Origin of the sequence: Pseudomonas sp. LM13 (genome assembly GCF_041381355.1) — a bacterium.
In the GTDB taxonomy this organism is placed as follows: domain Bacteria; phylum Pseudomonadota; class Gammaproteobacteria; order Pseudomonadales; family Pseudomonadaceae; genus Stutzerimonas; species Stutzerimonas frequens.
In genome coordinates this window covers 406,044-428,838 of the sequence record NZ_JACBXH010000001.1, presented here as the reverse complement: position 1 = coordinate 428,838, position 22,795 = coordinate 406,044, and the positions used below count along the sequence as shown (strand labels likewise).

The following is a 22,795-nucleotide window of genomic DNA, read 5'->3' as shown; positions in this document are numbered from 1 at the left end:
GCTGTGCTGGCATCAGAACATCAGCTGCGGGCCGGGCTTGTCGCCTTCTGGAAATTTCAGGCCGACCTTGCGCACTTCGCCGGCTTCCATGGCCGCCACGGTCCAGGTCAGACCGTTCCATTGGAGCTGGTCGCCGACCACCGGGCGGCCGCCGACCTGCTCGGCCATGAAGGCACCGATGCTCAGGCTGCCGTCGACCTCGCCGAGCTTGAGCCCGTAGAGCGCGGCAATGGCGCTGAGCTGGGCGTCGGCTTCGAGGATGAAATCGCCGAAGAAGCGCAGGTCCTGGCCGCGCTTGGGCGCCTGGCTGAACAGCTTGCCGAGGGCCGGCAGGTCTTCGTCATGGCCGATCACGCAGAGGATGTCGTTCACCTGCAGACGGGTACTGCCCGACGGGTGCAGCAGCTCCTTGCCGCGGAACAGCGCAGCAATGCGAGTACCGGGTGGCATTTTCAACTCGCGCAGCGCGGCGCCGACGCACCATTTGCTGGCACTCAGGCGGTAGACGAACATCTCCCACTGGCTGGTGGTGTGCACCTGCAGGCCGGTGCGCGAGATCGGCATAGGCGCCGGCGGGACTTCCACCTTGGCTTTCTTCGCCGCCCAGGCCAGGGTCGAGCCCTGCAGCAGCAGCGATACGAGGACGATGAAGAACGCCACGTTGAAGAACAGCTGGGCATTTTCCAGCCCGGCCATCAGCGGGAACACCGCGAGGATCACCGGCACCGCGCCGCGCAGGCCGATCCAGGAGATGAACAGGCGCTCGCGCAGGTGGAAGCTGCGAAACGGCAGCAGGCTGACGAATACCGCCAGCGGCCGGGCGAAGAGGATCATCCACAGCGACAGCAGCAGCGCCGGCAGGGCGATGGGCAACAGCTCGCTGGGCGTGAGCAGCAGGCCGAGCACGAGGAACATGCCGATCTGGCTGAGCCAGGCCAGGCCGTCGAACATGTGCAGGATGCCGTGGCGGTTGCGGATCGGCCGGTTGCCCAGCAGCAGACCGCAGACGTAGATCGCCAGGATGCCGCTGCCGCCAATCGCGCCGGACAGGGCGAAGATCATCAGGCCGCCGGCCACCGCCAGCAGCGGGTAGAGCCCGTCGGCCACCGACAGCCGGTTGATCAGTTGCAGCAGCAGCCAGCCACCGAGCAGGCCGAGCACGGTGCCGATGCCGAACTGCTGCAGCAGGTTGAGCAGGAAATTCCAGCCAAACGTGGTCTGCCCGGCGAGCAGCATGTCGATCAGCGCGACGGTAAGGAACATCGCCATCGGATCGTTGCTGCCCGATTCGATCTCAAGGGTCGAGCCGACCCGTTCGTTGAGGCCCTTGCCGTTGAGCAGATTGAACACCACCGCGGCATCGGTGGAGCCGACGATCGCACCGATCAGCAGGCCCTGCAGCAGCGGCAGATCGAACAGCCAGGCGGCGGCGAGGCCGGTCAGGCCGGAGGTGATGGCGACGCCCAGGGTGGCCAGGGAAAAGGCCGGTTTCAGCGCGACGCGGAAGGTCGCGGTGCGCGTGCGCATGCCGCCATCGAGCAGGATCACCGCCAGCGCCAGGTTGCTGATGACGAAGGCGAGCTGGTAGTCCTCGAAGACGATACCGCCGATGCCGTCGACGCCGGCGAGCATGCCCACGGCGAGGAAGATGACCAGGATCGGTACGCCGAGGCGATTCGACAGCGAACTCATCAGGATGCTGGCAGCAACCAACAAGGCACCGATAAAAAACAGGTGGTTGATGTTGCCGACGTCCAAATGCGCTCTCCCCGGTCATTGCGGCCCCATGCAGGGGGCATGCCAGCGATTCTAACCTGATGATTTGACGGGCTGTCAAAAAAAAGCCCCGCATTTTGCGGGGCGCTGTAACAGGATTTCTAACGGCTTAGAACCAGGCGTCCTGCATGCCCAGGCAGGTGTCGTCGCGGGCTTCGAGAATGGCAAGCTCATGGGCGCAGCCCGGTACCTCCCAGGTCAGGAAGTAGCGCGCCGCCTGTAGCTTGCCGCGATAGAAGTCGGCATCGGCCGGATTGCCTTCGGCCAGCCCGCGCTCGGCGTGCAGCGCCTGTTCCAGCCAGCGCCAGCCAACCACGGCATGGCCGAATACCTTCAGGTACAGCGCCGAGTTGGCCAGGGTCTGGTTGACCTTGCCGGCCATCAGGTCGCCCAGAAGCGCCTGGGTCACGCTGGTCAGCCGGGCGACGTGCTGTTCCAGTGGCTGGCGCAAGGCACCGAGCGAGTCGTATTCGGCGGCGCGCTGGCAGCAGTCCTGGATCAGCCCGAGCAGCTGGCGCAGGCCGGCGCCCTTGTTCTGCATCAGCTTGCGGCCGAGCAGGTCCAGCGACTGGATGCCATGGGTGCCTTCATGGATCGGGTTGAGGCGGTTGTCGCGGTAGTACTGCTCCACCGGGTACTCGCGGGTGTAGCCGTGGCCGCCGAGGATCTGGATCGCCAGTTCGTTGGCCTTCAGGCAGAACTCCGAGGGCCAGGATTTGACGATGGGCGTGAGCAGGTCGAGCAGCTCGCCGGCGTTGCGCCGCTCCTCGTCGCTCTCGGCGGTGTGCTCGTCGTCCACCAGGCGTGCCGAGTACAGGCCGAGATCGAAAGCGCCTTCGACATAGGCCTTCTGCATCAGCAGCATGCGCTTGACGTCGGTGTGTTCGATGATCGGCACCTGGGTCGAAGCCGGGTCCTTGCCGTCCGGCAGGCGACCCTGCGGACGCTCGCGGGCGTAGTTCAACGAGTAGAGGTAGCCGGCGTAGCCGAGCATGATCGCGCCCATGCCGACGCCGATGCGCGCCTCGTTCATCATCTGGAACATGTAGGCCAGGCCCTTGTGCGGCTCGCCTACCAGGTAGCCGACGCAGTTGCCGTTGTCGCCGAAGTTCAGCGCGGTGCTGGTGGTGCCGCGCCAGCCCATCTTGTGGAACAGACCGGCGAGCAGCACGTCGTTGCGTTCGCCCAGCGAGCCGTCGTCGTTGACCAGAAACTTCGGCACGATGAACAGGCTGATGCCCTTCACCCCGGGCGGTGCGTCCGGCAGCTTGGCCAGGACCATGTGCACGATGTTTTCCGACAGCGGGTGGTCGCCGCCGGAGATGAAGATCTTGTTGCCCTTCAGGCGATAGCTGCCGTCACCGGCCGGTTCGGCGCGGGTGCGGATGTCCGACAGCGAGGAGCCGGCGTGCGGCTCTGTGAGCGCCATGGTGCCGAAGAAGCGGCCATCGATCATCGGCTGCAGGAACAGGCGCTTCTGCTCGTCGGAGCCGAAGGCCTCGATCAGGTGGGCCGCGCCCATGGTCAGCATCGGATAGGAGCTGGTGGCGATGTTGGCCGACTGGAAGTGAGCGAAGCAGGCGCGCGACAGCAGGTTGGGCATCTGCATGCCGCCGTCTTCGAAGTTGCGTCCGGCGTTGTGGAAGCCCGCCTCGATGAAGGCATCGACCGCCGGCTTCACCTCGGGAATCAGCACAGCCTCGCCGTTCTGGTAGACCGGTTCGTGCTCGTCGGACTTGCGGTTGTGTGGGGCGAAGTACTTCTCGGCGATGGTACGTGCGGTGCCGAGGGCGGCATCGAAGGTTTCGCGGCTGTGCTCGGCGAAGCGCTCGCGGCGGGTCAGGGCTTCGGCGTCGAGCACTTCGTAGAGTTCGAAAGCCAGGTTGCGCGGGCAGAGCAGGGTCTCGGTCATGGTCAACCTCCATTTTTATCGACCCGAGTCTAAGGACCGCGGTTTTCCATTGCCTAGCTCCATCCATTGCACTGATGGAGCGTCAACACGGTCGCCCTCGTCTGCTAGCCGAGCAGCTGGCGCATCAGCGAGGCGAGTTCGCCTTCGGCCAGCCCGGCGGCCTGCAGGTGCGCCAGTGCCGCTTCGCGGTGCGTCGCCAGTTGCTGGCGCGCGGCCTGCGGACCGAGCAGCGAGACCACCGTGGCCTTGGCCCGATCCTGCTGGCAATCCTTGCCGGTCTGCTCGGGGCTGAGGCCGTCGGCGATGTCGTCGAGCAGCTGGAAAGCCAGGCCCAGTTCGACGGCGAAACCGTGAAGATGCCGCATCAGCGTTCGATCGGCCCCGACCAGCAGCCCGGCCAGGGTCAGCGCAGCGTTAAACAGGGAGCCGGTCTTCAATTGATTGGTGGTGGTGGCTGCATCGAGTGGGTGAGCCTGTTGCTGCGCACCGTGCAGGTCGCGGAACTGCCCTCGCACCAGGCCCTGCGCACCGACGGCGCGAGCCAGGATGGCGACCGCTTCGTTGCGCTGTCTGGGCGTCAGGCCCGGCGCGGTGGCGGTGATGCCGTAGGCGTGGCTGAGCAGGGCCACCGAGGCGAGTACGGCGACGTCTTCGCCGAAACGCAGGTGCAGAGTCGGCTGGCCGCGGCGCAGGCTGGCGTTATCCATGCAGGGCATGTCGTCGAGAAACAGCGACGCGGCATGGATCATCTCCAGCGCACAGGCCGGATCCAGGCCGATGGTCGGGTCGCTGCCCAGGTCGCCGAGCGCCAGCAGGAGCAAGAGCGGCCGCAAGCGCTTGCCGGGTGCCAGGGTGCCCTCGCGAAGCGCGAGCGTGACCGTGTCCAGCTCCGATTCGGGAAACGGCAGGCGCAGCGCCAGGCGCTCGTCGACTTGCCGGCGCAGGCGCAGCAGGCTGTCGCATGACGGGAGCGGGAGGCTGGTATTCGGCGTTTGCATGGCGCGGCCCTCGCTGGCGTCCCGGCACGAGCCAGGATGGCGGATAGGTTGTACAACCTGATGGACGGTTTGACAGAAACTTGTACAACTCGTGCCATCGCATAGCACTTTTTTCAGGTCATCACGTCCAATGAAGTCATTCCGGGGAGCCGATTCCATGAGCAAGCAATCGCTGGTCAGCCGCAAGAACGATCATCTGGACATCGTCCTCGATCCCGGGCGCGCGGCGAGCACAGCAGGGAACGGTTTCGCTGCCTTCCGCTTTGAGCACTGCGCTCTGCCCGAGTTGCACCTGGACCAGATCGACCTGCGCAGTCAGCTGTTCGGGCGGCCGCTACAGGCACCGCTGCTGATCAGCTCCATGACCGGTGGCGCGGCGCGCTCGGCGGCGATCAATGCGCATCTGGCCGAGGCCGCTCAGCAGCTGGGCATCGCCATGGCTGTCGGTTCGCAGCGGGTGGCGCTGGAAACTGCGGGCGACCAGGGGCTCACCGGTCAGCTGCGCCAGCTGGCGCCGGACATCCTGCTGCTGGCGAACTTCGGCGCCGCCCAGCTGGTTCGGGGCTATGGCGTGGACGAGGCGCGGCGGGCGGTGGAGATGATCGAAGGCGATGCGCTGATCGTGCACCTCAACCCGCTGCAGGAGGCTGTGCAGGTCGGCGGCGATCGGGACTGGCGCGGCGTGCTGCAGGCGATCGAGGCACTGGCCGCGCGCCTGCCGGTGCCGGTGGTGATCAAGGAAGTCGGCGCGGGTATATCCGCAGCGGTGGCCCGGCGACTGATCGATGCCGGGGTGGCCGCCATCGATGTGGCTGGTGCCGGCGGCACCAGTTGGGCTGCGGTGGAGGCCGCGCGGGCGGCAGACGCCAGCCAGCAGGCCGTCGCCCAGGCCTTCGCCGACTGGGGCATACCCACGGCGCAAGCACTGCTGGCGGTGCGAGAGGCCTGCCCAAACACGCCGCTGATCGCCTCCGGCGGTATCCGCGATGGCGTCGAGGCGGCCAAGGCGATCCGCCTGGGCGCCGATCTGGTGGGGCAGGCGGCCGGCGTGTTGCAGGCGGCGATGCACAGCAGCGAGGCGGTGGTCAGCCATTTCGAGGTGCTGATCGAGCAGTTGCGCATCGCCTGCTTCTGCACCGGCTCGGCCGATCTCGCCGGGCTACGGCAGGCGCGGCTGCTGCAGCTGTCCGCATGCTGATGCGCGGCCCGGCGCGCCGATGACACATTTTGCGGCGATTGCGCCGCCCTTCATGAGCCATCTGCGGGCGTTCGAGGCGATCGCCTGGCAGCTGCAGCAACGTGGCCACCGTCTGACCTTTATCCAGCAGGCCGATGTCGGCGCGCTGCTGGACCTGCCTGCGGCGGGCTTCGCCGCCATCGGTAGCGACACCCATCCGCCGGGGTCGCTGGCCGCGGTGGTGCGTCGTGCCGCCAGTCCCGGACCGTTCGGCATTCGCCGGGTGATCGCCGACATGGCGGCGAGCACCGAGCTGTTCTGCCGCGAGGCGCCTGCCGTGTTGCGGGCGCTGGAAGTGGAGACGGTGCTGGCCGACCAGATGGAGCCGGCCGGTGCGCTGCTGGCCGAGCACCTCGGGCTGCCATTCGTTTCCATCGCCTGCGCCCTGCCGTTCAACCGCGAGCCGCGGGTGCCGCTGCCGGTGATGCCCTGGCGTTACCGTGCCACGGACTGGGGCGAGCAGCTCAACCGGCACAGTAGCGGCGTCTACGATCGGCTGATGCGGCCGCACGGCGAAGTGATCGAGCGCTATTGCCGGGTGTTCGGCCTGGCCAGGCGCACGAGCCTGAGCGACTGTCTGTCGCCGCTGCTGCAGATCAGCCAGACGGTGGAAGGTTTCGACTTTCCGCGGCAGGCCCTGCCGCCACATTTCCATGCCGTCGGCCCGTTGCGTCGGCCTCTGCAGGCGGAGGGGGAGCTGGACCTGCCGATCGACCGCGCGCGGCCCTTCGTCTTCGCCTCGCTGGGCACGCTGCAGGGCCACCGCTACGGCCTGTTGCGCAGTATCGCCCGCGCCTGTCGGCGGCTCGATGTGCAGCTGTTGATCGCCCATTGCGGTGGGCTGGATGCCGCAGCGGCCGCCAGGCTCCGGCAGGAAGGCGCATGCTGGGTCACCGATTTCGCGCCGCAGCGGGCCGTGCTGGCGCAGGCGTCGGCCGTGGTGACTCATGCCGGGCTGAACACCGTGCTCGATGCCTTGGAGGCGGGTGTGCCGATGCTGGCGCTGCCGATCGCCTTCGACCAGCCCGGCGTCGCCGCGCGTATCGAGCACGCCGGCGTCGGGCTGCGCCTGCTTCCGGCGCTGGCCAGCCCGGCGCGTATCGCCCATGCGCTGCGGCGGCTGCTCGACGAAGCGTCCTTCCGCCAGCGTGCCGCGGCGCTCGGTGAAGAGGTCCGCCAGGCCGGTGGCGCGGCCCGCGCCGCCGAGCTGATCGAATGCGCGCTCGGCTGCGTTCGGCCTCGGTCGGAGGTGGCCGATGACGCCTGATGCAGACCTGATCCTGGTCGGCGGTGGCCTGGCCAACGGGTTGCTGGCCCTGCGCTTGCGCCAGCAGCGGCCGGAGCTGCGCGTGCTGCTCCTGGAGCAGGGCGAAACCCTCGGCGGCAACCACACCTGGTCGTTTCACCAGCACGACCTGACCCCGGCGCAGCAGGCCTGGCTGGCACCGTTGGTGGAGCAGCGCTGGCCGGGTTACGAGGTGATCTTTCCCGCCCTGCGACGGCAGCTAGGCAGCGGCTACGCGAGCATTTTCTCGGCGCGCTTTCATCAGCACCTGATGGCTGAGCTCGGCGGGCAGATTCGCCTGGGCGTGGAGGTGTCCGCGGTCGAGCCGCAACGCGTTCAGCTGGTCGGCGGGCAGAGCCTGGAGGCCGGGGCGGTGATCGACGGGCGCGGCGTGCGGCGCAGCGCTCAGCTGGCGCTGGGCTTCCAGAAGTTTCTCGGCCAGGAGTTGCGTCTGCAGCAGCCCCATGGCCTGCAGGTGCCGATCATCATGGACGCCAGCGTCGCCCAGAAAGACGGCTATCGCTTCGTCTACGTGCTGCCGCTCAGCGTCGACAGCCTGCTGATCGAAGACACCTACTACGCCGACGGCGATGCGGTGGCGCGGGAGGCACTGCGCGCCAATATCCAGCGCTACGCCGAGGGCCGCGGCTGGGCGATCCGCCAGGTGTTGCGCGAGGAGCAGGGCGTGCTGCCCATCGTGCTGTCCGGCGATATCGCGGCGTTCTGGGGCGAGGCGCGTGGCGTGCCGCAGAGCGGACTGTCGGCCGCGCTGTTCCACCCCACCACGGGCTATTCGCTGCCCGATGCGGTGCGCCTGGCCGACCACCTGGTTGCCCTCGATCGCTGGGAGGCAGGCAGCCTGTTCGCCGCGATTCGCGAGTATTCCACGCTGCAGTGGCGCCGGCGCGGCTTCTTCCGCCTGCTCAATCGCATGCTGTTCATGGCCGGCCCGGCGGATCGCCGCTGGGCGGTGATGCAGCGTTTCTACCGGCTGCGCGAACCGCTGATCCAGCGCTTCTATGCGGCCGAGCTGACTGCCTGGGACCGCTTGCGCATCGTCTCGGGCAAACCTCCCGTGCCGGTGGGCGAGGCGCTGCGGGCGCTGGCCGCCAGCAATCTGCACAAGGACAGACGATGAACCAGGCAACAGGCGGTGTGAGGCGGGCGGTGGTGATCGGTGCCGGTTTCGGCGGGCTGGCGTTGGCGATCCGCCTGCAGCGCGCCGGCGTCCAGACGACGCTGCTGGAGAAGCGCGACAAGCCGGGTGGCCGCGCCTACGTCTACCACGACCAGGGCTTCACCTTCGATGCCGGGCCGACGGTGATCACCGATCCGCCGGCGTTGGAAGAACTCTTCAGCGGCGCCGGCAAGCGCATGGCCGACTATGTCGAGCTGCTGCCGGTCAGCCCCTTCTACCGGCTGTGCTGGGAAGACGGCTACAGCTTCGACTACGTCAACGACCAGGCCCAGCTGGACCGGCAGATCCACGCGCTCAACCCTCGTGACGTGGCCGGCTATCAGCGCTTTCTCGCCTATTCGCGGGCGGTGTACGAGGAGGGCTACGTCAAGCTCGGCACCGTGCCCTTCCTGTCGTTTCGCAGCATGATCGGCGTCGCGCCGCAGCTGGCCAAGCTGCAGGCCTGGCGCAACGTGTACAGCATGGTGGCCAAATTCGTGGAGAACGACCGGCTGCGCCAGGCGCTGTCCTTTCACTCGCTGCTGGTGGGCGGCAATCCGTTCGAGACCTCGTCCATCTACGCGCTGATCCATGCCCTGGAGCGCCAGGGCGGTGTCTGGTTTCCCCGCGGCGGCACCGGGGCGCTGGTGCAGGGGATGGTCCGGCTGTTCGAAGATCTGGGCGGCAGGCTGGAGCTGAACGCCGAGGTCGCGCGGATCGAGCTGGAGGCTGGACGCGCGAAGGCCGTGATCACCGGTGACGGTCGCCGCTTCGACACCGATGCGGTGGCGTCCAACGCGGATGTGGTCAACACCTACAAGCAGCTGCTCGGGCATGAGGAGCGTGGTCGCGACGAGGCCAAACGGCTCTCCGGCAAGCGCTTCTCGATGTCGCTGTTCGTCATCCATTTCGGCCTCAAGCGCCGTCATGAGCACCTGCAGCATCACACGGTGTGCTTCGGTCCGCGTTATCGCGAGCTGATCGACGAGATCTTCAAGCGCGAGACGCTGGCCGACGACTTTTCCCTCTACCTGCACGCGCCCTGCGTCACCGATCCTTCGCTGGCGCCGGAAGGCTGCGCCAGCCATTACGTGCTGGCACCGGTGCCGCACCTGGGCACGGCGGATATCGACTGGGCGGAGGAGGGGCCGAAGTACCGCGACCGCATCTTCGAGTACCTGGAGCGGCACTACATGCCGGGGCTGCGTGGCGATCTGGTGACCCACCGGATCTTCACGCCGCAGGATTTCCGCGACGAGCTCAATGCCCATCTCGGGTCGGCGTTTTCGCTGGAGCCGATCCTCACCCAGAGCGCCTGGTTCCGCCCGCACAACCGCGACGACGTGATTCCCAACCTCTATATCGTCGGCGCCGGCACTCACCCGGGTGCCGGCGTGCCGGGCGTCGTCGGTTCGGCCAAGGCCACCGCCGGGCTGATGCTGGAGGACTTCATGTTGAAGGGGCAGGCCGGATGAACGATCAGGTCATCGATCACTCCACTCAGGCGATCAATGTCGGCTCCAAGAGCTTCGCCGCCGCGGCAAAGCTGTTCGACGAGCGCACCCGCCAGAGCGCGGTGATGCTCTACGCCTGGTGCCGTCATTGCGACGATGTGATCGACGGCCAGACGCTGGGGCATGGCCAGGTCGAGGGCGATCGCAACAGCGGTAAGGCGCGGCTGGCCGAGCTGGTCGATCTCACCGAGCGCGCCTATGCCGGCGAGCCGATGGTCGATCCGGCGTTCGCCGCCTTCCAGCAGGTGATCCAGCGTCATCGGATTCCCAAGGCCCATCCGCTGGAGCACCTGGCGGGTTTTCGCATGGATGTGCAGGGCTACCGCTACCAGACCCTCGACGACACCCTGCTGTACTGCTACCGGGTTGCCGGCGTGGTGGGGCTGATGATGGCGCGGGTTATGGGTGCCGAAGCGGAGCCGACGCTGGATCGCGCCTGTGATCTGGGCTTGGCCTTTCAGCTGACCAACATCGCCCGCGATATCGTCGAGGATGCGCAGATCGGCCGTGTCTACCTGCCGGTCGAGTGGCTGGCGGAGGTGGGCATCCCTGAAGATGAAGTCGCGCTACCCGAGCATCGTGCCGCGTTGGCCACGCTGGCAGCGCGACTGGTGGATCTGGCCGAACCCTACTATCAATCAGCATCTCAGGGCTTGCGGGATCTGCCGTTACGCTCGGCCTGGTCGATCGCCACGGCTCATGGCGTCTACCGGCAGATCGGCGTCGAGGTGAAAGCGCGCGGCGCGGCGGCCTGGGATGCGCGGGTGTCGACCAGCAAAGGGCAGAAGCTGCAGTTCCTGCTGGGGGGCGGCGTGCTGGCGCTGGCCTCGCGGCGGATGCAGGTCAGGCCGCGTCCTGACGATCTCTGGAGACGTCCTCGCTAGGTAGGGTCTGTTGACGTTTCGCTCGCGGCCGCGCCGGAGCTCATTTTTCCGCGGAGCAAGGCATGAGGAGAGAAGTTTGGTTATTCCAAATGAACGACGAATAACGCCGCGCCGCGCAAAAATGGGCCCGGCCCTTCGGGTTGCGCGGCAAATGGCGCCAGCTGTCGTTGCAGGACTTGGCAAGGGAATAACCATTACCGGCGTCCTGCGCCTAAGTTGGCGCCATTTGACGCGGCAACGCGGCTCGCGCCGAAACGTCAACAGACCCTAATTCTTCTTGCGCAGCGGCCCGTCGTGCAGCTCGCGCAGCTGGCGCTTGAGCACCGCCAGCGGCGGCGCGTAGAGAAAGCCGAAGGATACGCAGCGCTCCTTGCCTTCGACCGCATGGTGCAGACGGTGCGCCTGATACAGCCGCTTGAGATAGCCGTTGCGCGGCACGTAGCGCAGCGGCCAGCGGCGATGGACCAGCCCGTCATGAGCGACGAAATAGAGAAAGCCGTAGGCCGTCATCCCGGCGCCGATCCATTCCAGCGGGTGGTAACCGGCCGTGCCCAGGGCGATCAGCAGGATCGCCACGCCAGCGAACACCACCGCATAGAGGTCGTTCTTCTCGAACCAGCCGTTGCGCGGCTCGTGGTGCGACTTGTGCCAGCCCCAGCCCCAGCCCCAGCCGTGCATCACGTACTTGTGTGCCCACCAGGCGAAGACTTCCATGCCGGCCAGGGTGGCCAGGAAGACGAGCGTATTGGTCAGTGGACTCATGGCGGGATTCCGTGTGACGTGCGGTCGATTCTACGCCCCGTCGCGGCGGCTCAGGGCTCGCCGCGACGGAATGCGTAATGACTCAGGCCCGCCAGCCGCCGGCAAGTTCACGAGTCAGCTGGCCGGCCGGAATCTCCCGGCAGCCGCTGACGTTTTGCCCGGCCCACAGCGGCGTGCAGTGATCCAGGCCCTGCTTCTCGGTCTGGGCGCGCAGCGCGCCGATGGCGTTGCCGGCCAGCGGGAAGGGCGGCACGCCTTCGGGCAGCGGACCCAGTTCGCGCATGATGCGGTTGACGATGCCACGCGCCGGGCGCCCGCTGAACAGGGTGGTCAGCGTCGTATGTGCCGCCTGCGGGCTCTTCAGCGCGGCGCGATGCAGCGCATTGGTGCGGCTCTCCGGGCACAGCAGGTAGGCGGTGCCCAGTTGCACACCAGCGGCGCCCAGGGCCTGCGCTGCCGTCACGCCATTGGCATCGGCGATGCCGCCAGCGGCGACCACCGGTACGTCCAGCGCGGCGACCAGTTGCGGCAGGAGGGCGAAGGTGCCGAGTTGGGTGGTCAGGTCCTCGCTGAGGAAGATGCCGCGGTGGCCGCCGGCCTCCAGGCCCTGGGCGATCACCAGGTCGACGCCGTGCTGCTGCAACCAGAGGCCTTCGGCGACCGTTGTCGCGCTGGACGCGATCTTCGCCCCGGTGGCGCGGGCGCGCTGCAACAGGTCGGGGCTAGGCAGGCCGAAGTGGAAGCTGACCAGTGCGGGCCTGTGCCGCTCCAGCACCGCGGCCATTGCCGCGTCGAACGGCTGGCGGGTGGCGCCGGTGGGAATGCTCGCCGGGTCGATGGCGAACTCGGCGAACATGGGTGCGAGCATCCGGTGCCAGGCGTCGAAGGCCGTCGGGTCGGCAGCCGGCGTCTGGTGGCAGAAGAAGTTGACGTTGTAGGGCCGGTCGGTCAGCGCCTCGATGGCGGTCAGCTCGGCGTCCAGCGCCTCGGCGTTGAGCATACCGGCCGGGATCGAACCCAGCCCGCCGGCCTCGCAGACCGCCGCGGCCAGCAGATGATTCTGCGCACCGGCCATGGGTGCCTGGATGATGGGATGCTCGATGCCGAAAAAATCGCGCAGGTCCATGAGGTCAGCTCCGTTCAGTCGTCGTGGGTGGGCACTGTAGCCCTAGTCGGTGGCCGGGGAAAACGGCGCTGGTCATGCCGGACCTGCGCGGCGCAAGGCGGACGGGTAAACTGCGCGGCTCTCGAGGAGGATCAGATGAACTACCGCCACGCCTTCCATGCCGGCAACCACGCCGATGTGCTCAAACACCTGGTGTTGAGCCGGATCTTCGCCCTGCTGTCGCGCAAGGACGCCCCGTTCGCCTACCTCGACAGCCACGCCGGCGTCGGCCTTTACGACCTGGCCGGCGACCAGGCCAGCCGTACCGGCGAGTGGCTGCAGGGCATCGCCCGCATCTGGCAGGCCGAAACCCGCCCGGCGCTACTAGACGACTACCTCGGCGTGATCCGCTCGCTCAACCCGGACGGCGCGCTGCGCTACTACCCGGGCTCGCCGGAACTGGCGCGGCAGCTGACCCGCGAGCAGGATCGGCTGCAGCTCAACGAGAAGCATCCCGAGGATGGCGCCCTGCTCAAGGACAACATGTCCGGCGACCGCCGCGTGGCGGTGCACCGGGGCGAGGGCTGGCATGTACCGCGAGCGCTGATGCCGACCCGCGAGAAGCGCGTGGTGCTGCTGATCGACCCGCCATTCGAACAGGCCGACGAACTGAGCCGATGCGTCACGGCGCTCAAGGAAGCGCTCGGCCGCATGCGCCAGACTATCGGCGTGATCTGGTATCCGATCAAGGACGAGCGCCAGCTCAAACGCTTTTATCAGGACCTCGCCCGCAGCGGCGCACCGAAACTGCTGCGCGCCGAACTGTTCGTCCACCCCGCCGACGACGCCAGCCGCCTGGCCGGCTCGGGCCTGGCCATCGTCAATCCGCCGTGGGGGCTGGAGGATGAGCTGCGTGAGCTGTTGCCGTGGCTGGCCGAGCAGTTGGCGCAGAGTCAGGGTGGCTGGCGGCTGGACTGGCTGATCGAAGAGGCCTGAGCCGCTGAGATCGCCACCCGGTGGATCGATAAAGCGCGATCCACCCTACGCAGACGCCTGGTTTCGTAGGGTGGATGTCGCTTTTCACATCCACCGTCACGGGGCTGAAGTCGCACCGCTTGGCCGTCCTCAGAACAGCCTGAGCGGCTCTTCCTGCAGCGCCGACATCTGCTCGCGCAGGATCAGCACCTGGTCGCCCCAGTAGCGCTCGCTGCCGAACCAGGGAAAGCTCATGGGGAAGGCCGGGTCGTCCCAGCGTCGTGCCAGCCAGGCGCTGTAGTGCATCAGCCGCAGCGCGCGCAGGGCCTCGATCAGCGGCAGCTCGCGCGGGGCGAAATCGTGGAATTCGTTGTAGCCGTCCACCAGTTCGGCCAGCTGGCCGAGCCGCTCGTGTCGCTCGCCGGCGAGCATCATCCACAGATCCTGTACTGCCGGGCCCATGCGGCAGTCATCCAGGTCGACCAGATAGAAGGCATCGTCGCGGGCGAGGATATTGCCCGGGTGGCAATCGCCATGCAGGCGGATCGGGGTGAAGTCTGTGCTGGCGAAGACATCCTCGACCCGCTTGAGCAGGTCCCGCGCCACCGACTCGTAGGCCGGCAGCAGGCTCCGCGGCACGAAGTCGCCTTCCAGCAACGTGCTCAGCGAATCATGGCCGAAGTTCTGCACGCCCAGGGTTTCGCGATGCTCGAACGGGCGGTTGGCGCCTACCGCATGCATGCGGCCCAGCAGCTGGCCGAGGCGATAGAGCTGGTCGAGATTGCCGGGCTCCGGTGCGCGGCCGCCGCGGCGCGGGAAGAGGGCGAAGCGAAAGTCTGCGTGCTCGAACAGCGTGCTGCCGTCGCGCTCGAGCGGTGCCACCACCGGCACCTCGTGCTCGGCCAGTTCCAGGCTGAACTGGTGCTCCTCGAGGATCGCCGCGTCGCTCCAGCGGCCCGGGCGATAGAACTTGGCGATCAGCGGCGTTTCGTCTTCGACGCCCACCTGATAGACGCGGTTCTCGTAGCTGTTGAGCGCCAGCACGCGGGCATCGCTGAGGTAGCCGATGCTTTCCACGGCGTCGAGGACCAGGTCCGGCGTGAGTGTGTCGAAGGGATGGGACATGACCGGCTCCGCTGACTAGGTCGTCCAGTGTACGCCCTCCATCGGTCGGCGGCTTCATTCGCCGGGCTTCGGGGTGCGCGCCAGGCAGTAGACATCGACCCGTTCGGCGCCGGCGCGCTTGAGCAGGCGCGCAAGGGCTTCGGCGGTGGCGCCGGTGGTCAGCACATCGTCGACCAGCGCCAGATGCCGGCCCTTGATGTCGGCACCGGTTGCGATGGCGAAGGCCTGACGCAGGTTGCGGCGGCGGGTGGCGGCGTCCAGCTGCTGCTGAGCCGGGGTGTCGAGCACACGTTCGAGCACGCGGGCGTCGGTGGCGATGCCCAGTGGGCGGCTCAGCCAGTCGGCGAGCATCTGCGCCTGGTTGAAACCGCGCTGGCGCAAGCGACGACGGGCCAATGGCACCGGCAGCAGCAGGTCCGGCCGCGGCAGCCCATCGGCGAAGGCATGCTCAAGATGATGGGCCAGGCGTTCGCCGAGCAGCCGGCCATAGGGCCAGCGCGCCTGGTGCTTGAAGCGGGTGATCAGCGCATCCACCGGGAAGGCGAAGCGCCAGGGCACTTCGACGTGATCGTAGCTGGGCGGTCGCTTCAGGCATTCGCCACAGACCAGCCCGCGGCTGGGCAGCGGGACCGCGCAGACCGTGCACCGACCGTCGAGCCAAGGCAGATCCGCCTCGCAGGGGCTGCACAGTGGCTGACCCTCGCAGCGCTCGTCGCAGAGCAGGCAGTTGTGTTCAAAAATTGACCAGTTGTAAACCATGATTCCTTTCCTGGTTGACAGCGTTTCGAGCTTGGCTAACCATTCCGCATCCGTGCCAGGCCGCCGAGCCGCTATTAATTACAAGGAATGCCCATGAGCGCCACCTCCGCTTCCGTTACCCGCCACGACTGGTCCCTCGCCGAGGTCAAGGCGCTCTTCGAGCAACCCTTCAACGACCTGCTGTTCCAGGCGCAGACCGTGCATCGCCAGCACTTCGACGCCAATCGTGTTCAGGTTTCCACGCTGCTCTCGATCAAGACCGGCGCCTGCCCGGAAGACTGCAAGTACTGCCCGCAGTCCGGTCACTACAACACCGGTCTCGATAAAGAGAAACTGATGGAAGTGCAGAAGGTGCTGGAGGCCGCAGCCGAGGCCAAGGCCATCGGCTCGACGCGCTTCTGCATGGGCGCGGCCTGGAAGCATCCGTCAGCCAAGGACATGCCCTACGTGCTGAAGATGGTCGAGGGCGTCAAGGCGATGGGCCTGGAAACCTGCATGACTCTCGGCAAGCTGGATCAGGAGCAGACCCGCGCCCTGGCCGCTGCGGGCCTGGACTACTACAACCACAACCTGGATACCTCGCCGGAGTTCTACGGCAACATCATCACCACCCGCACCTACGCCGAGCGTCTGGAGACGCTGAGCTACGTGCGCGAGGCGGGGATGAAGATCTGCTCGGGCGGCATCCTCGGCATGGGTGAGTCGCTGGACGATCGCGCCGGCCTGCTGATCCAGCTGGCGAACCTGCCGGAGCACCCGGAGTCGGTGCCGATCAACATGCTGGTCAAGGTCAAGGGCACGCCGCTGGCCGAGGAACAGGACGTCGATCCGTTCGACTTCATCCGCATGCTCGCCGTGGCGCGGATCATGATGCCGAAATCCCATGTGCGTCTGTCGGCCGGGCGTGAACAGATGAACGAGCAGATGCAGGCCCTGGCCTTCTTCGCGGGTGCCAATTCGATCTTCTACGGCGAGAAGCTGCTGACCACCGCCAACCCGCAGGCGGACAAGGACATGCAGCTGTTCGCGCGTCTGGGCATCAAGCCGGAAGAACGTCAGGAGCACGCCGACGAGGTGCACCAGGCAGCCATCGAGCAGGCGCTGATCGAGCAGCGCGACAGCAAGCTGTTCTACAACGCCGCGGTCTGATCTTCTCGCCGGGGGGATGAGCGTCGCGTTCGTCCTCCCGGTGCCTGCTCTGGTTTCTTCGCAGTGACGGCCCGCTTGCGGTTGTTCACCGTCTCCGGTTCCTGCCATGACATTCGATCTCGCTTCCCGCCTCGCCGCCCGTCGTGCCGAGCACCTCTACCGCCGGCGTCCGCTGCTGCAGAGTCCGCAAGGGCCTGAGGTGACGGTCGACGGTGAACGCCTGCTGGCGTTCAGCTCCAACGACTACCTGGGCCTTGCCAACCATCCCGAGGTGATCGCGGCGCTGCAGCAGGGCGCCGCGACCTGGGGCGTGGGCGGCGGTGCCTCGCATCTGGTGATCGGTCACAGCACGCCGCATCACCAGTTGGAGGAGGCGCTCGCCGAGTTCACCGGCCGGCCGCGTGCGCTGTTGTTCTCCACCGGCTACATGGCCAATCTGGCGGCGGTGACCGCGCTGGTCGGGCAGGGCGACACGGTGCTGGAGGATCGCCTCAATCACGCCTCCCTGCTCGATGCCGGTCTGCTCAGTGGTGCGCGCTTCTCTCGCTATTTGCATAACGACGCGAGCAGCCTCTCCAAGCGGCTGGAAAAGGCCAGCGGCAACACCCTGGTGGTCACCGATGGCGTGTTCAGCATGGATGGCGACCTCGCCGACCTGCCGGCGCTCTGCGCCGAGGCGAAGCGACATGGCGCCTGGGTGATGGTCGACGATGCCCACGGCTTCGGCCCGCTGGGCGCCACCGGCGGCGGCATCGCCGAGCATTTCGGCCTCGGGATCGACGAGGTGCCGGTGTTGGTCGGCACCCTCGGCAAGGCCTTCGGTACCGCGGGCGCCTTCGTCGCCGGCAGCGAGGAGCTGATCGAAACGCTGATCCAGTTCGCGCGTCCCTACATCTATACCACCAGCCAGCCGCCAGCGGTGGCCTGTGCCACACTGAAAAGCCTGGAGCTGCTGCGCAGCGAGGGCTGGCGCAGAGACCAGCTGAACCGACTGGTCGCGCGCTTTCGCGCCGGCGCGGCGCAGATCGGCCTGACGCTGATGGCCAGCCCGACGCCGATCCAGCCGGTGCTGGTGGGCAGCAGTGCGCGGGCGCTGAGGTTGTCGGCCTTGCTGCGCGAGCGCGGCATCCTGGTCGGCGCCATACGTCCGCCGACCGTTCCGGCCGGTAGCGCGCGACTGCGGATTACCCTCACCGCGAGCCACAGCGATGCGCAGCTCGAGCGCCTGCTGGAGGCGCTGGCCGAGTGCTGGGCTCTGTTGCCCGAGGAGTGCGACGATGCGTGATCGACTGATTCTGCTACCCGGCTGGGCGTTCGGCCCGGCGGCGCTGGAACCCCTGGCCGAACTGCTGCGCGAGCGTGAACCGCGGTTGCAGGTCGAGATCGCGTTGCTGCCAACGCAACCGCAATCCGGCGCCTGGCTTGACGAACTGGATGCGCGAGTGCCGCCTGACAGCTGGTTGGCCGGCTGGTCGCTGGGCGGCATGCTGGCCACGCAACTGGCCGCGCGCCGCGGCGACAGCTGCCCCGGCCTGATCACCATCTGCAGCAACCCCTGCTTTCGCAGTCGCGACGACTGGCCGACGGCCATGCAAGCGGAAGTGTTCGATGCCTTCGAGGAAGCCTTCCGCCTCGGCCCGGACGACACGCTCAAGCGCTTCAGTTTGCTCTGCAGTCGCGGCGCCTACGATCCACGCACCCTTGCCCGGCAATTGCAGGTGAGCCTGCTGGATCAGCCGCAGGCGGTGTCGGCCGCGGGTCTGCGCCTGCTCGCCGAACTGGACGGGCGCGCGGCGCTGCAGCGCTATGTCGGGCCGCAGCTGCACCTGTTCGCCGGCAGCGATGCGTTGGTACCGGCGGCCGCGGCCGACGCCTTGCTGGCCTGCCTGCCGGATGTGGAGGTCGATGTGCTGGCCAATGCCAGCCATGGTTTGCCGCTGGAACGCGCGGAAGACGTGGCGACGGCCATGCTGGCCTTCATGGGTGAGGGCGAGGATGACTGACAGCACCACCCTGTTGCCGGACAAGCGCCAGGTCGCCGCGTCCTTTTCTCGCGCGGCGGCCAGCTACGACAGCGTCGCGGCCCTGCAGCGGCAGGTCGGCAACCAGCTGCTGGCGCGGCTGCCCGCCGATCTGCAGGTCGCCAGCTGGCTCGATCTGGGTAGCGGCACCGGCTATTTCTCTCGCGTGCTGGGAAGCCGCTTCGTGCACGCCGAGGGTGTCGCACTGGATATCGCCGAAGGAATGCTGCGCCATGCCCGGCCGCAGGGAGGCGCGCGGTATTTCGTGGCTGGCGACGCCGAACGCCTGCCGCTGCGCGATGCTGGCCTGGACCTGATCTTTTCCAGCCTGGCCCTGCAGTGGTGCGAAGATTTCGCCAGCGTGCTCGGCGAGGCGCGACGGGTGCTTCGCCGAGGCGGCACCTTTGCCTTCAGCAGCCTCTGTGTGGGTACCCTGCAGGAGCTGCGTGACAGCTGGCAGGCGGTGGACGGTTTTACCCACGTCAACCGTTTTCGCACCCTGGACACCTACCAACGACTCTGCCGGGACAGCGGTCTGCAACTGCTCGGCCTCGAGGTTCGCCCCGAGGTGCTGCATTTTGCCGATCTGCGTCAGCTGACCCACGAACTCAAGGCGCTCGGCGCGCACAACCTCAATCCCGGTCGTCCGGACGGGCTGACCGGTCGCGCGCGCATCCGAGCTCTGGTCGACGCCTACGAGCGCTACCGCCAGGCCGAGGGGCTGCCCGCCACCTATCAGGTCGTCTACGGGATTCTGCGTAAGGAACCATGATGAGTCGCGCCTTCTTCATCGCCGGCACCGATACCGACGTCGGCAAAACCACCATTGCCGCCGGCCTTTTGCATGCCGCGCGCTCACAGGGGTTGTCCACCGCGGCGATCAAGCCGATCGCTTCTGGCTGCGAGCTGACCGACGCCGGCTTGCGCAACAGCGATGCGCTGGCGCTGCAGGCCGAATGCAGCCCGGCGCTGGAATACGCGGCGGTCAACCCGTTCGCCTTCGCGCCGGCGATCGCGCCGCATATCGCCGCTCGTGAAGCCGGTGTCGAGCTGAGCGCCGAACGCCTGGTTCAGGTGATACGTCCGGTGTTGGCGGGGCATGCCGATTTCACCCTGGTGGAAGGTGCGGGTGGCTGGCGTGTGCCGCTCAACGCGCGGGAAAGCCTTTCGGCGGTTGTGCAGGCACTGGGTTTGCCGGTGATCCTGGTGGTCGGCGTGCGGCTCGGGTGCATCAATCACGCCGTGCTCAGTGCCGAGGCGATTGCCCGGGATGGGCTGGTACTGGCCGGCTGGGTGGCCAACATCGTTGACCTGGCAACCTCGCGTCTGGAGGAGAATCTGGCGACGCTGGTCGAGCTGCTGCCAGCGCCCTGTCTTGGCCGTGTGCCGCGTCTGGACCAGCCAGATGCTCAGCAGGTCGCCCGCCATCTGTCGCTCGGCGCCCTGCAACTGCCGAGCGGTCGAGGTTCCACGACCTAGCGCCTTGTCGGCGCAACCGGCATCTGCTTGAATGATGGCTACCTGATAGCGCTCGGAGCGAGCCATGCAGATCACCAACAGCCTCATGGGCGCCGGACTGAGCGCCTTCCAGAACGGTCAGCAGCGCGTCGAGCAGGCCGCATCCAGCATCGCCTCCGCCAGTGCGCCCGCGCTGGGCAATTCCCAGGCGGTCGCCGATCTCACCGAAGAGCTGATCCAGCTGAAGGTCGGCGAGCACACTGCCAAACTCGGCACCCGCATGATCCAGAGCGCCGACGAAGTGCTCGGTACGCTGATCGACACTCAGGCCTGATCGAGCTTCCCGCTCCCCATTCTCTTGCTGCGAGCGCGCCGCTCTGCCAGGCGCCTGTTCGGCTGTTTCCACGCTCGTTGTCTGGCTCGCCATCGCTTACGCCACCCCGACAAGTGATTGCAACAATGCATTTCCAGTAGACCCATCTGCCTTGCCTGGCGTCGAGGCCGGTGCGACTGTGCCCGTAATCTGGCCGATTCAGCCGATCGATGGCGACCCTTCCCCTGCTTGACATCGCTCAGGTCGAAACGTATGTTTCAAACGCCTGTTTGACCCGTCGGGCGTATCGTCCGACGGTCGGAATCGAATTCGAATGGCCGGACTTGCCGGTCAGCTGCAACAAGAACTCACCGCTGAGGTTTACGCTATGCCCGATTACAAGGCCCCCTTGCGCGATATCCGCTTCGTACGTGACGAGCTGCTCGGCTACGAGGCGCACTATCAGAGCCTCCCGGGATGTGAAGACGCCACCCCGGACATGGTCAATGCCATTCTCGATGAAGGCGCGAAGTTCTGTGAGCAGGTGCTGGCACCGCTGAACCGCGTCGGCGATACCGAGGGCTGTACCTGGAGCGAGTCCGGCGTGAAGACGCCGACCGGCTTCAAGGAGGCCTATCAGCAGTTCGTCGAAGGCGGCTGGCCGAGCCTGGCCCACGACGTCGAGCACGGCGGCCAGGGCCTGCCGGAGTCTCTCGGCATGGCCATGAGTGAAATGATCGGTGAAGCCAACTGGTCCTGGGGCATGTACCCCGGCCTGTCCCACGGCGCCATGAACACCCTGCATGCCCACGGGACTCCCGAGCAGCAGCAGACCTACCTGACCAAGCTGGTATCCGGCCAGTGGACCGGCACCATGTGCCTGACCGAGCCGCACTGCGGTACCGACCTGGGCATGCTGCGCACCAAGGCCGAGCCGCAGGCCGACGGCAGCTACAAGGTCACCGGCACCAAGATCTTCATCTCCGCTGGCGAGCACGACATGGCCGAGAACATCGTCCACATCGTACTGGCCCGCCTGCCCGACGCCCCTGCCGGTACCAAGGGGATCTCCCTGTTCATCGTGCCGAAGTTCCTGCCGAACGCCGAAGGCGAGGCGGGCGAGCGCAACGGCGTGTCCTGCGGCTCCATCGAGCACAAGATGGGTATCCACGGCAACGCCACCTGCGTGATGAACTTCGATGGCGCCACTGGCTTCCTGATCGGCCCGCCGAACAAGGGGCTGAACTGCATGTTCACCTTCATGAACACCGCGCGCCTGGGTACCGCGCTGCAGGGCCTGGCCCACGCCGAAGTGGCCTTCCAGGGCGGCATCAAGTACGCCCGTGAGCGTCTGCAGATGCGTTCGCTGACCGGCCCCAAGGCTCCGGAAAAGGCCGCCGACCCGATCATCGTGCATCCGGACGTGCGCCGCATGCTGCTGACCATGAAGGCCTTCGCCGAAGGCAACCGCGCCATGCTCTACTTCGCCGCCAAGCAGGTCGACGTGATGCAGCGCAGCCAGGACGAGGAGCAGCGCAAGGCGGCTGACGCCATGCTGGCCTTCCTCACCCCGATCGCCAAGGCGTTCATGACCGAAGTCGGCTTCGAAGCGGCCAACCACGGCGTGCAGATCTACGGTGGCCACGGCTTCATCGCCGAGTGGGGCATGGAGCAGAACGTGCGCGACAGCCGCATCTCCTGCCTGTATGAAGGCACCACCGGCATCCAGGCGCTCGACCTGCTCGGCCGCAAGGTGCTGATGACTCAGGGCGAGGCGCTCAAGGGCTTCACCAAGATCGTGCACAAGTTCTGCCAGGCCAATGAAGGCAACGATACCGTCAAGGAATTCGTCGAGCCGCTGGCCAAGCTGAACAAGGAATGGGGCGAGCTGACCATGAAGGTCGGTATGGCCGCCATGAAGAACCGCGAGGAAGTCGGTGCCGCATCGGTCGACTATCTGATGTACTCCGGCTATGCATGCCTGGCCTACTTCTGGGCCGACATGGCGCGCGTAGCAGCTGAGAAGCTGGCGGCCGGTACCGAGGAAGAGGGCTTCTACAAGGCCAAGCTGCAGACTGCCCGCTTCTACTTCGCACGCATCCTGCCACGTACCCGTACCCATGTGGACGCCATGCTGTCCGGCGCCGACAACCTGATGCAGATGGCCGAGGAAGATTTCGCCCTCGGCTACTGATCGGTTGCTGCTGAAGAAAGCCGCTGCATTCGCAGCGGCTTTTTTTTGCGCCGTGCCATTGTCGGTTTACCAAGCGGTTGCGGTTTCGCGACCTTTTGGCTGCACAACCGCGACCGTTAAGGCAAAATGCCAGCTTTTCTCGGCTGCGCCG

20 protein-coding genes are annotated in these 22,795 nt (G+C 66.9%); 13 read left to right on the top strand and 7 right to left on the bottom strand.

Annotated elements, in window-relative coordinates:
* Positions 1 to 12 precede the first annotated feature (12 nt).
* From HZR81_RS01960 to HZR81_RS01950, 3 genes are all read right to left on the bottom strand, one after another.
* A complete protein-coding gene (locus tag HZR81_RS01960; RefSeq protein WP_102838837.1) occupies positions 13 to 1,758 on the bottom strand; it encodes a potassium/proton antiporter in 1,746 nt (581 codons plus the stop codon).
* Between the two features lie 127 nt (positions 1,759 to 1,885).
* A complete protein-coding gene (locus HZR81_RS01955; RefSeq protein ID WP_500127182.1) occupies positions 1,886 to 3,688 on the bottom strand; it encodes an acyl-CoA dehydrogenase in 1,803 nt (600 codons plus the stop codon).
* Positions 3,689 to 3,792: 104 nt separating this feature from the next.
* Complete coding sequence (locus HZR81_RS01950) at positions 3,793 to 4,686, bottom strand: polyprenyl synthetase family protein (RefSeq protein ID WP_500127181.1); 894 nt, start codon at positions 4,684 to 4,686, stop codon at positions 3,793 to 3,795.
* Positions 4,687 to 4,843: 157 nt separating this feature from the next.
* Between HZR81_RS01950 and fni the strand changes: the two genes are divergently transcribed.
* Genes fni through HZR81_RS01925 form a run of 5 tightly spaced genes read left to right on the top strand, consistent with a single transcriptional unit; the run spans position 4,844 to position 10,783 of the window.
* Positions 4,844 to 5,884 carry a type 2 isopentenyl-diphosphate Delta-isomerase gene (fni, locus tag HZR81_RS01945; RefSeq protein ID WP_500127180.1) on the top strand — a complete coding sequence of 347 codons (1,041 nt, stop codon included), beginning with the start codon at positions 4,844 to 4,846 and terminating at the stop codon, positions 5,882 to 5,884.
* Positions 5,885 to 5,903: 19 nt separating this feature from the next.
* Positions 5,904 to 7,190, top strand: a complete 1,287-nt coding sequence (locus tag HZR81_RS01940) for a glycosyltransferase (protein ID WP_500127179.1) — start codon at positions 5,904 to 5,906, stop codon at positions 7,188 to 7,190.
* A complete protein-coding gene (crtY, locus tag HZR81_RS01935; RefSeq protein ID WP_500127178.1) occupies positions 7,180 to 8,346 on the top strand; it encodes a lycopene beta-cyclase CrtY in 1,167 nt (388 codons plus the stop codon). Before HZR81_RS01940 ends, crtY begins: the two co-directional genes overlap by 11 nt.
* Positions 8,343 to 9,860 carry a phytoene desaturase gene (locus tag HZR81_RS01930; protein WP_063540773.1) on the top strand — a complete coding sequence of 506 codons (1,518 nt, stop codon included), beginning with the start codon at positions 8,343 to 8,345 and terminating at the stop codon, positions 9,858 to 9,860. The genes crtY and HZR81_RS01930 overlap by 4 nt, the downstream gene beginning before the upstream one ends.
* Positions 9,857 to 10,783, top strand: coding sequence for a phytoene/squalene synthase family protein (locus HZR81_RS01925; RefSeq protein ID WP_500127177.1), 927 nt, complete (start codon positions 9,857 to 9,859; stop codon positions 10,781 to 10,783). The genes HZR81_RS01930 and HZR81_RS01925 overlap by 4 nt, the downstream gene beginning before the upstream one ends.
* Before the next feature lie 267 nt (positions 10,784 to 11,050).
* On the opposite strand, the gene HZR81_RS01920 is transcribed toward HZR81_RS01925, so the two are convergent.
* Together HZR81_RS01920 and HZR81_RS01915 are read right to left on the bottom strand one after the other, a co-directional pair.
* On the bottom strand, positions 11,051 to 11,545 hold the full coding sequence (locus HZR81_RS01920) for a sterol desaturase family protein (RefSeq protein WP_500127176.1): 495 nt from the start codon (positions 11,543 to 11,545) through the stop codon (positions 11,051 to 11,053).
* An 82-nt stretch (positions 11,546 to 11,627) separates the two neighbouring features.
* On the bottom strand, positions 11,628 to 12,671 hold the full coding sequence (locus tag HZR81_RS01915; protein WP_500127175.1) for an NAD(P)H-dependent flavin oxidoreductase: 1,044 nt from the start codon (positions 12,669 to 12,671) through the stop codon (positions 11,628 to 11,630).
* 135 nt (positions 12,672 to 12,806) lie between these two features.
* On the opposite strand from HZR81_RS01915, the gene HZR81_RS01910 reads away from it, so the two are divergent.
* Positions 12,807 to 13,646, top strand: coding sequence for a 23S rRNA (adenine(2030)-N(6))-methyltransferase RlmJ (locus HZR81_RS01910; protein WP_500127174.1), 840 nt, complete (start codon positions 12,807 to 12,809; stop codon positions 13,644 to 13,646).
* 129 nt (positions 13,647 to 13,775) lie between these two features.
* Here the strand turns inward: HZR81_RS01910 and HZR81_RS01905 are convergent, their stop codons facing one another.
* Positions 13,776 to 14,750 (bottom strand): serine/threonine protein kinase, encoded by a 975-nt coding sequence (locus tag HZR81_RS01905; RefSeq protein WP_500127173.1) that lies wholly within the window; start codon positions 14,748 to 14,750, stop codon positions 13,776 to 13,778.
* Between the two features lie 54 nt (positions 14,751 to 14,804).
* The gene (locus HZR81_RS01900; RefSeq protein WP_500127172.1) at positions 14,805 to 15,509 is read right to left on the bottom strand and encodes a ComFC family protein; all 705 of its coding nucleotides are present in this window, start codon (positions 15,507 to 15,509) and stop codon (positions 14,805 to 14,807) included.
* 93 nt (positions 15,510 to 15,602) lie between these two features.
* On the opposite strand from HZR81_RS01900, the gene bioB reads away from it, so the two are divergent.
* The 7 genes from bioB (at position 15,603) to HZR81_RS01865 (ending at position 22,644) form a co-directional block, all read left to right on the top strand.
* On the top strand, positions 15,603 to 16,658 hold the full coding sequence (gene bioB / locus HZR81_RS01895) for a biotin synthase BioB (protein WP_110775610.1): 1,056 nt from the start codon (positions 15,603 to 15,605) through the stop codon (positions 16,656 to 16,658).
* 106 nt (positions 16,659 to 16,764) lie between these two features.
* Complete coding sequence (bioF, locus tag HZR81_RS01890) at positions 16,765 to 17,943, top strand: 8-amino-7-oxononanoate synthase (protein WP_500127171.1); 1,179 nt, start codon at positions 16,765 to 16,767, stop codon at positions 17,941 to 17,943.
* A complete protein-coding gene (locus HZR81_RS01885; RefSeq protein ID WP_017245461.1) occupies positions 17,936 to 18,661 on the top strand; it encodes an alpha/beta fold hydrolase in 726 nt (241 codons plus the stop codon). The genes bioF and HZR81_RS01885 overlap by 8 nt, the downstream gene beginning before the upstream one ends.
* Positions 18,654 to 19,451, top strand: a complete 798-nt coding sequence (gene bioC / locus HZR81_RS01880) for a malonyl-ACP O-methyltransferase BioC (RefSeq protein ID WP_125870262.1) — start codon at positions 18,654 to 18,656, stop codon at positions 19,449 to 19,451. Before HZR81_RS01885 ends, bioC begins: the two co-directional genes overlap by 8 nt.
* Positions 19,451 to 20,158, top strand: a complete 708-nt coding sequence (bioD, locus tag HZR81_RS01875; protein ID WP_500127170.1) for a dethiobiotin synthase — start codon at positions 19,451 to 19,453, stop codon at positions 20,156 to 20,158. The genes bioC and bioD overlap by 1 nt, the downstream gene beginning before the upstream one ends.
* A gap of 64 nt (positions 20,159 to 20,222) precedes the next feature.
* Complete coding sequence (locus tag HZR81_RS01870) at positions 20,223 to 20,471, top strand: hypothetical protein (RefSeq protein ID WP_048330057.1); 249 nt, start codon at positions 20,223 to 20,225, stop codon at positions 20,469 to 20,471.
* A 367-nt stretch (positions 20,472 to 20,838) separates the two neighbouring features.
* Positions 20,839 to 22,644, top strand: coding sequence for a phenylacyl-CoA dehydrogenase (locus HZR81_RS01865; protein ID WP_125919464.1), 1,806 nt, complete (start codon positions 20,839 to 20,841; stop codon positions 22,642 to 22,644).
* The last annotated feature ends 151 nt before the right edge of the window (positions 22,645 to 22,795 follow it).

Bases quoted from the DNA above. Each gene is read 5' to 3' on its own strand.
- HZR81_RS01955 (WP_500127182.1), bottom strand. From the start codon at position 3,688: ATGACCGAGACCCTGCTCTGCCCGCGCAACCTGGCTTTCGAACTCTAC.
- HZR81_RS01950 (WP_500127181.1), bottom strand. From the start codon at position 4,686: ATGCAAACGCCGAATACCAGCCTCCCGCTCCCGTCATGCGACAGCCTG.
- fni (WP_500127180.1), top strand. From the start codon at position 4,844: ATGAGCAAGCAATCGCTGGTCAGCCGCAAGAACGATCATCTGGACATC.
- HZR81_RS01940 (WP_500127179.1), top strand. From the start codon at position 5,904: ATGACACATTTTGCGGCGATTGCGCCGCCCTTCATGAGCCATCTGCGG.
- crtY (WP_500127178.1), top strand. From the start codon at position 7,180: ATGACGCCTGATGCAGACCTGATCCTGGTCGGCGGTGGCCTGGCCAAC.
- HZR81_RS01930 (WP_063540773.1), top strand. From the start codon at position 8,343: ATGAACCAGGCAACAGGCGGTGTGAGGCGGGCGGTGGTGATCGGTGCC.
- HZR81_RS01925 (WP_500127177.1), top strand. From the start codon at position 9,857: ATGAACGATCAGGTCATCGATCACTCCACTCAGGCGATCAATGTCGGC.
- HZR81_RS01920 (WP_500127176.1), bottom strand. From the start codon at position 11,545: ATGAGTCCACTGACCAATACGCTCGTCTTCCTGGCCACCCTGGCCGGC.
- HZR81_RS01915 (WP_500127175.1), bottom strand. From the start codon at position 12,671: ATGGACCTGCGCGATTTTTTCGGCATCGAGCATCCCATCATCCAGGCA.
- HZR81_RS01910 (WP_500127174.1), top strand. From the start codon at position 12,807: ATGAACTACCGCCACGCCTTCCATGCCGGCAACCACGCCGATGTGCTC.
- HZR81_RS01905 (WP_500127173.1), bottom strand. From the start codon at position 14,750: ATGTCCCATCCCTTCGACACACTCACGCCGGACCTGGTCCTCGACGCC.
- HZR81_RS01900 (WP_500127172.1), bottom strand. From the start codon at position 15,509: ATGGTTTACAACTGGTCAATTTTTGAACACAACTGCCTGCTCTGCGAC.
- bioB (WP_110775610.1), top strand. From the start codon at position 15,603: ATGAGCGCCACCTCCGCTTCCGTTACCCGCCACGACTGGTCCCTCGCC.
- bioF (WP_500127171.1), top strand. From the start codon at position 16,765: ATGACATTCGATCTCGCTTCCCGCCTCGCCGCCCGTCGTGCCGAGCAC.
- HZR81_RS01885 (WP_017245461.1), top strand. From the start codon at position 17,936: ATGCGTGATCGACTGATTCTGCTACCCGGCTGGGCGTTCGGCCCGGCG.
- bioC (WP_125870262.1), top strand. From the start codon at position 18,654: ATGACTGACAGCACCACCCTGTTGCCGGACAAGCGCCAGGTCGCCGCG.
- bioD (WP_500127170.1), top strand. From the start codon at position 19,451: ATGAGTCGCGCCTTCTTCATCGCCGGCACCGATACCGACGTCGGCAAA.
- HZR81_RS01870 (WP_048330057.1), top strand. From the start codon at position 20,223: ATGCAGATCACCAACAGCCTCATGGGCGCCGGACTGAGCGCCTTCCAG.
- HZR81_RS01865 (WP_125919464.1), top strand. From the start codon at position 20,839: ATGCCCGATTACAAGGCCCCCTTGCGCGATATCCGCTTCGTACGTGAC.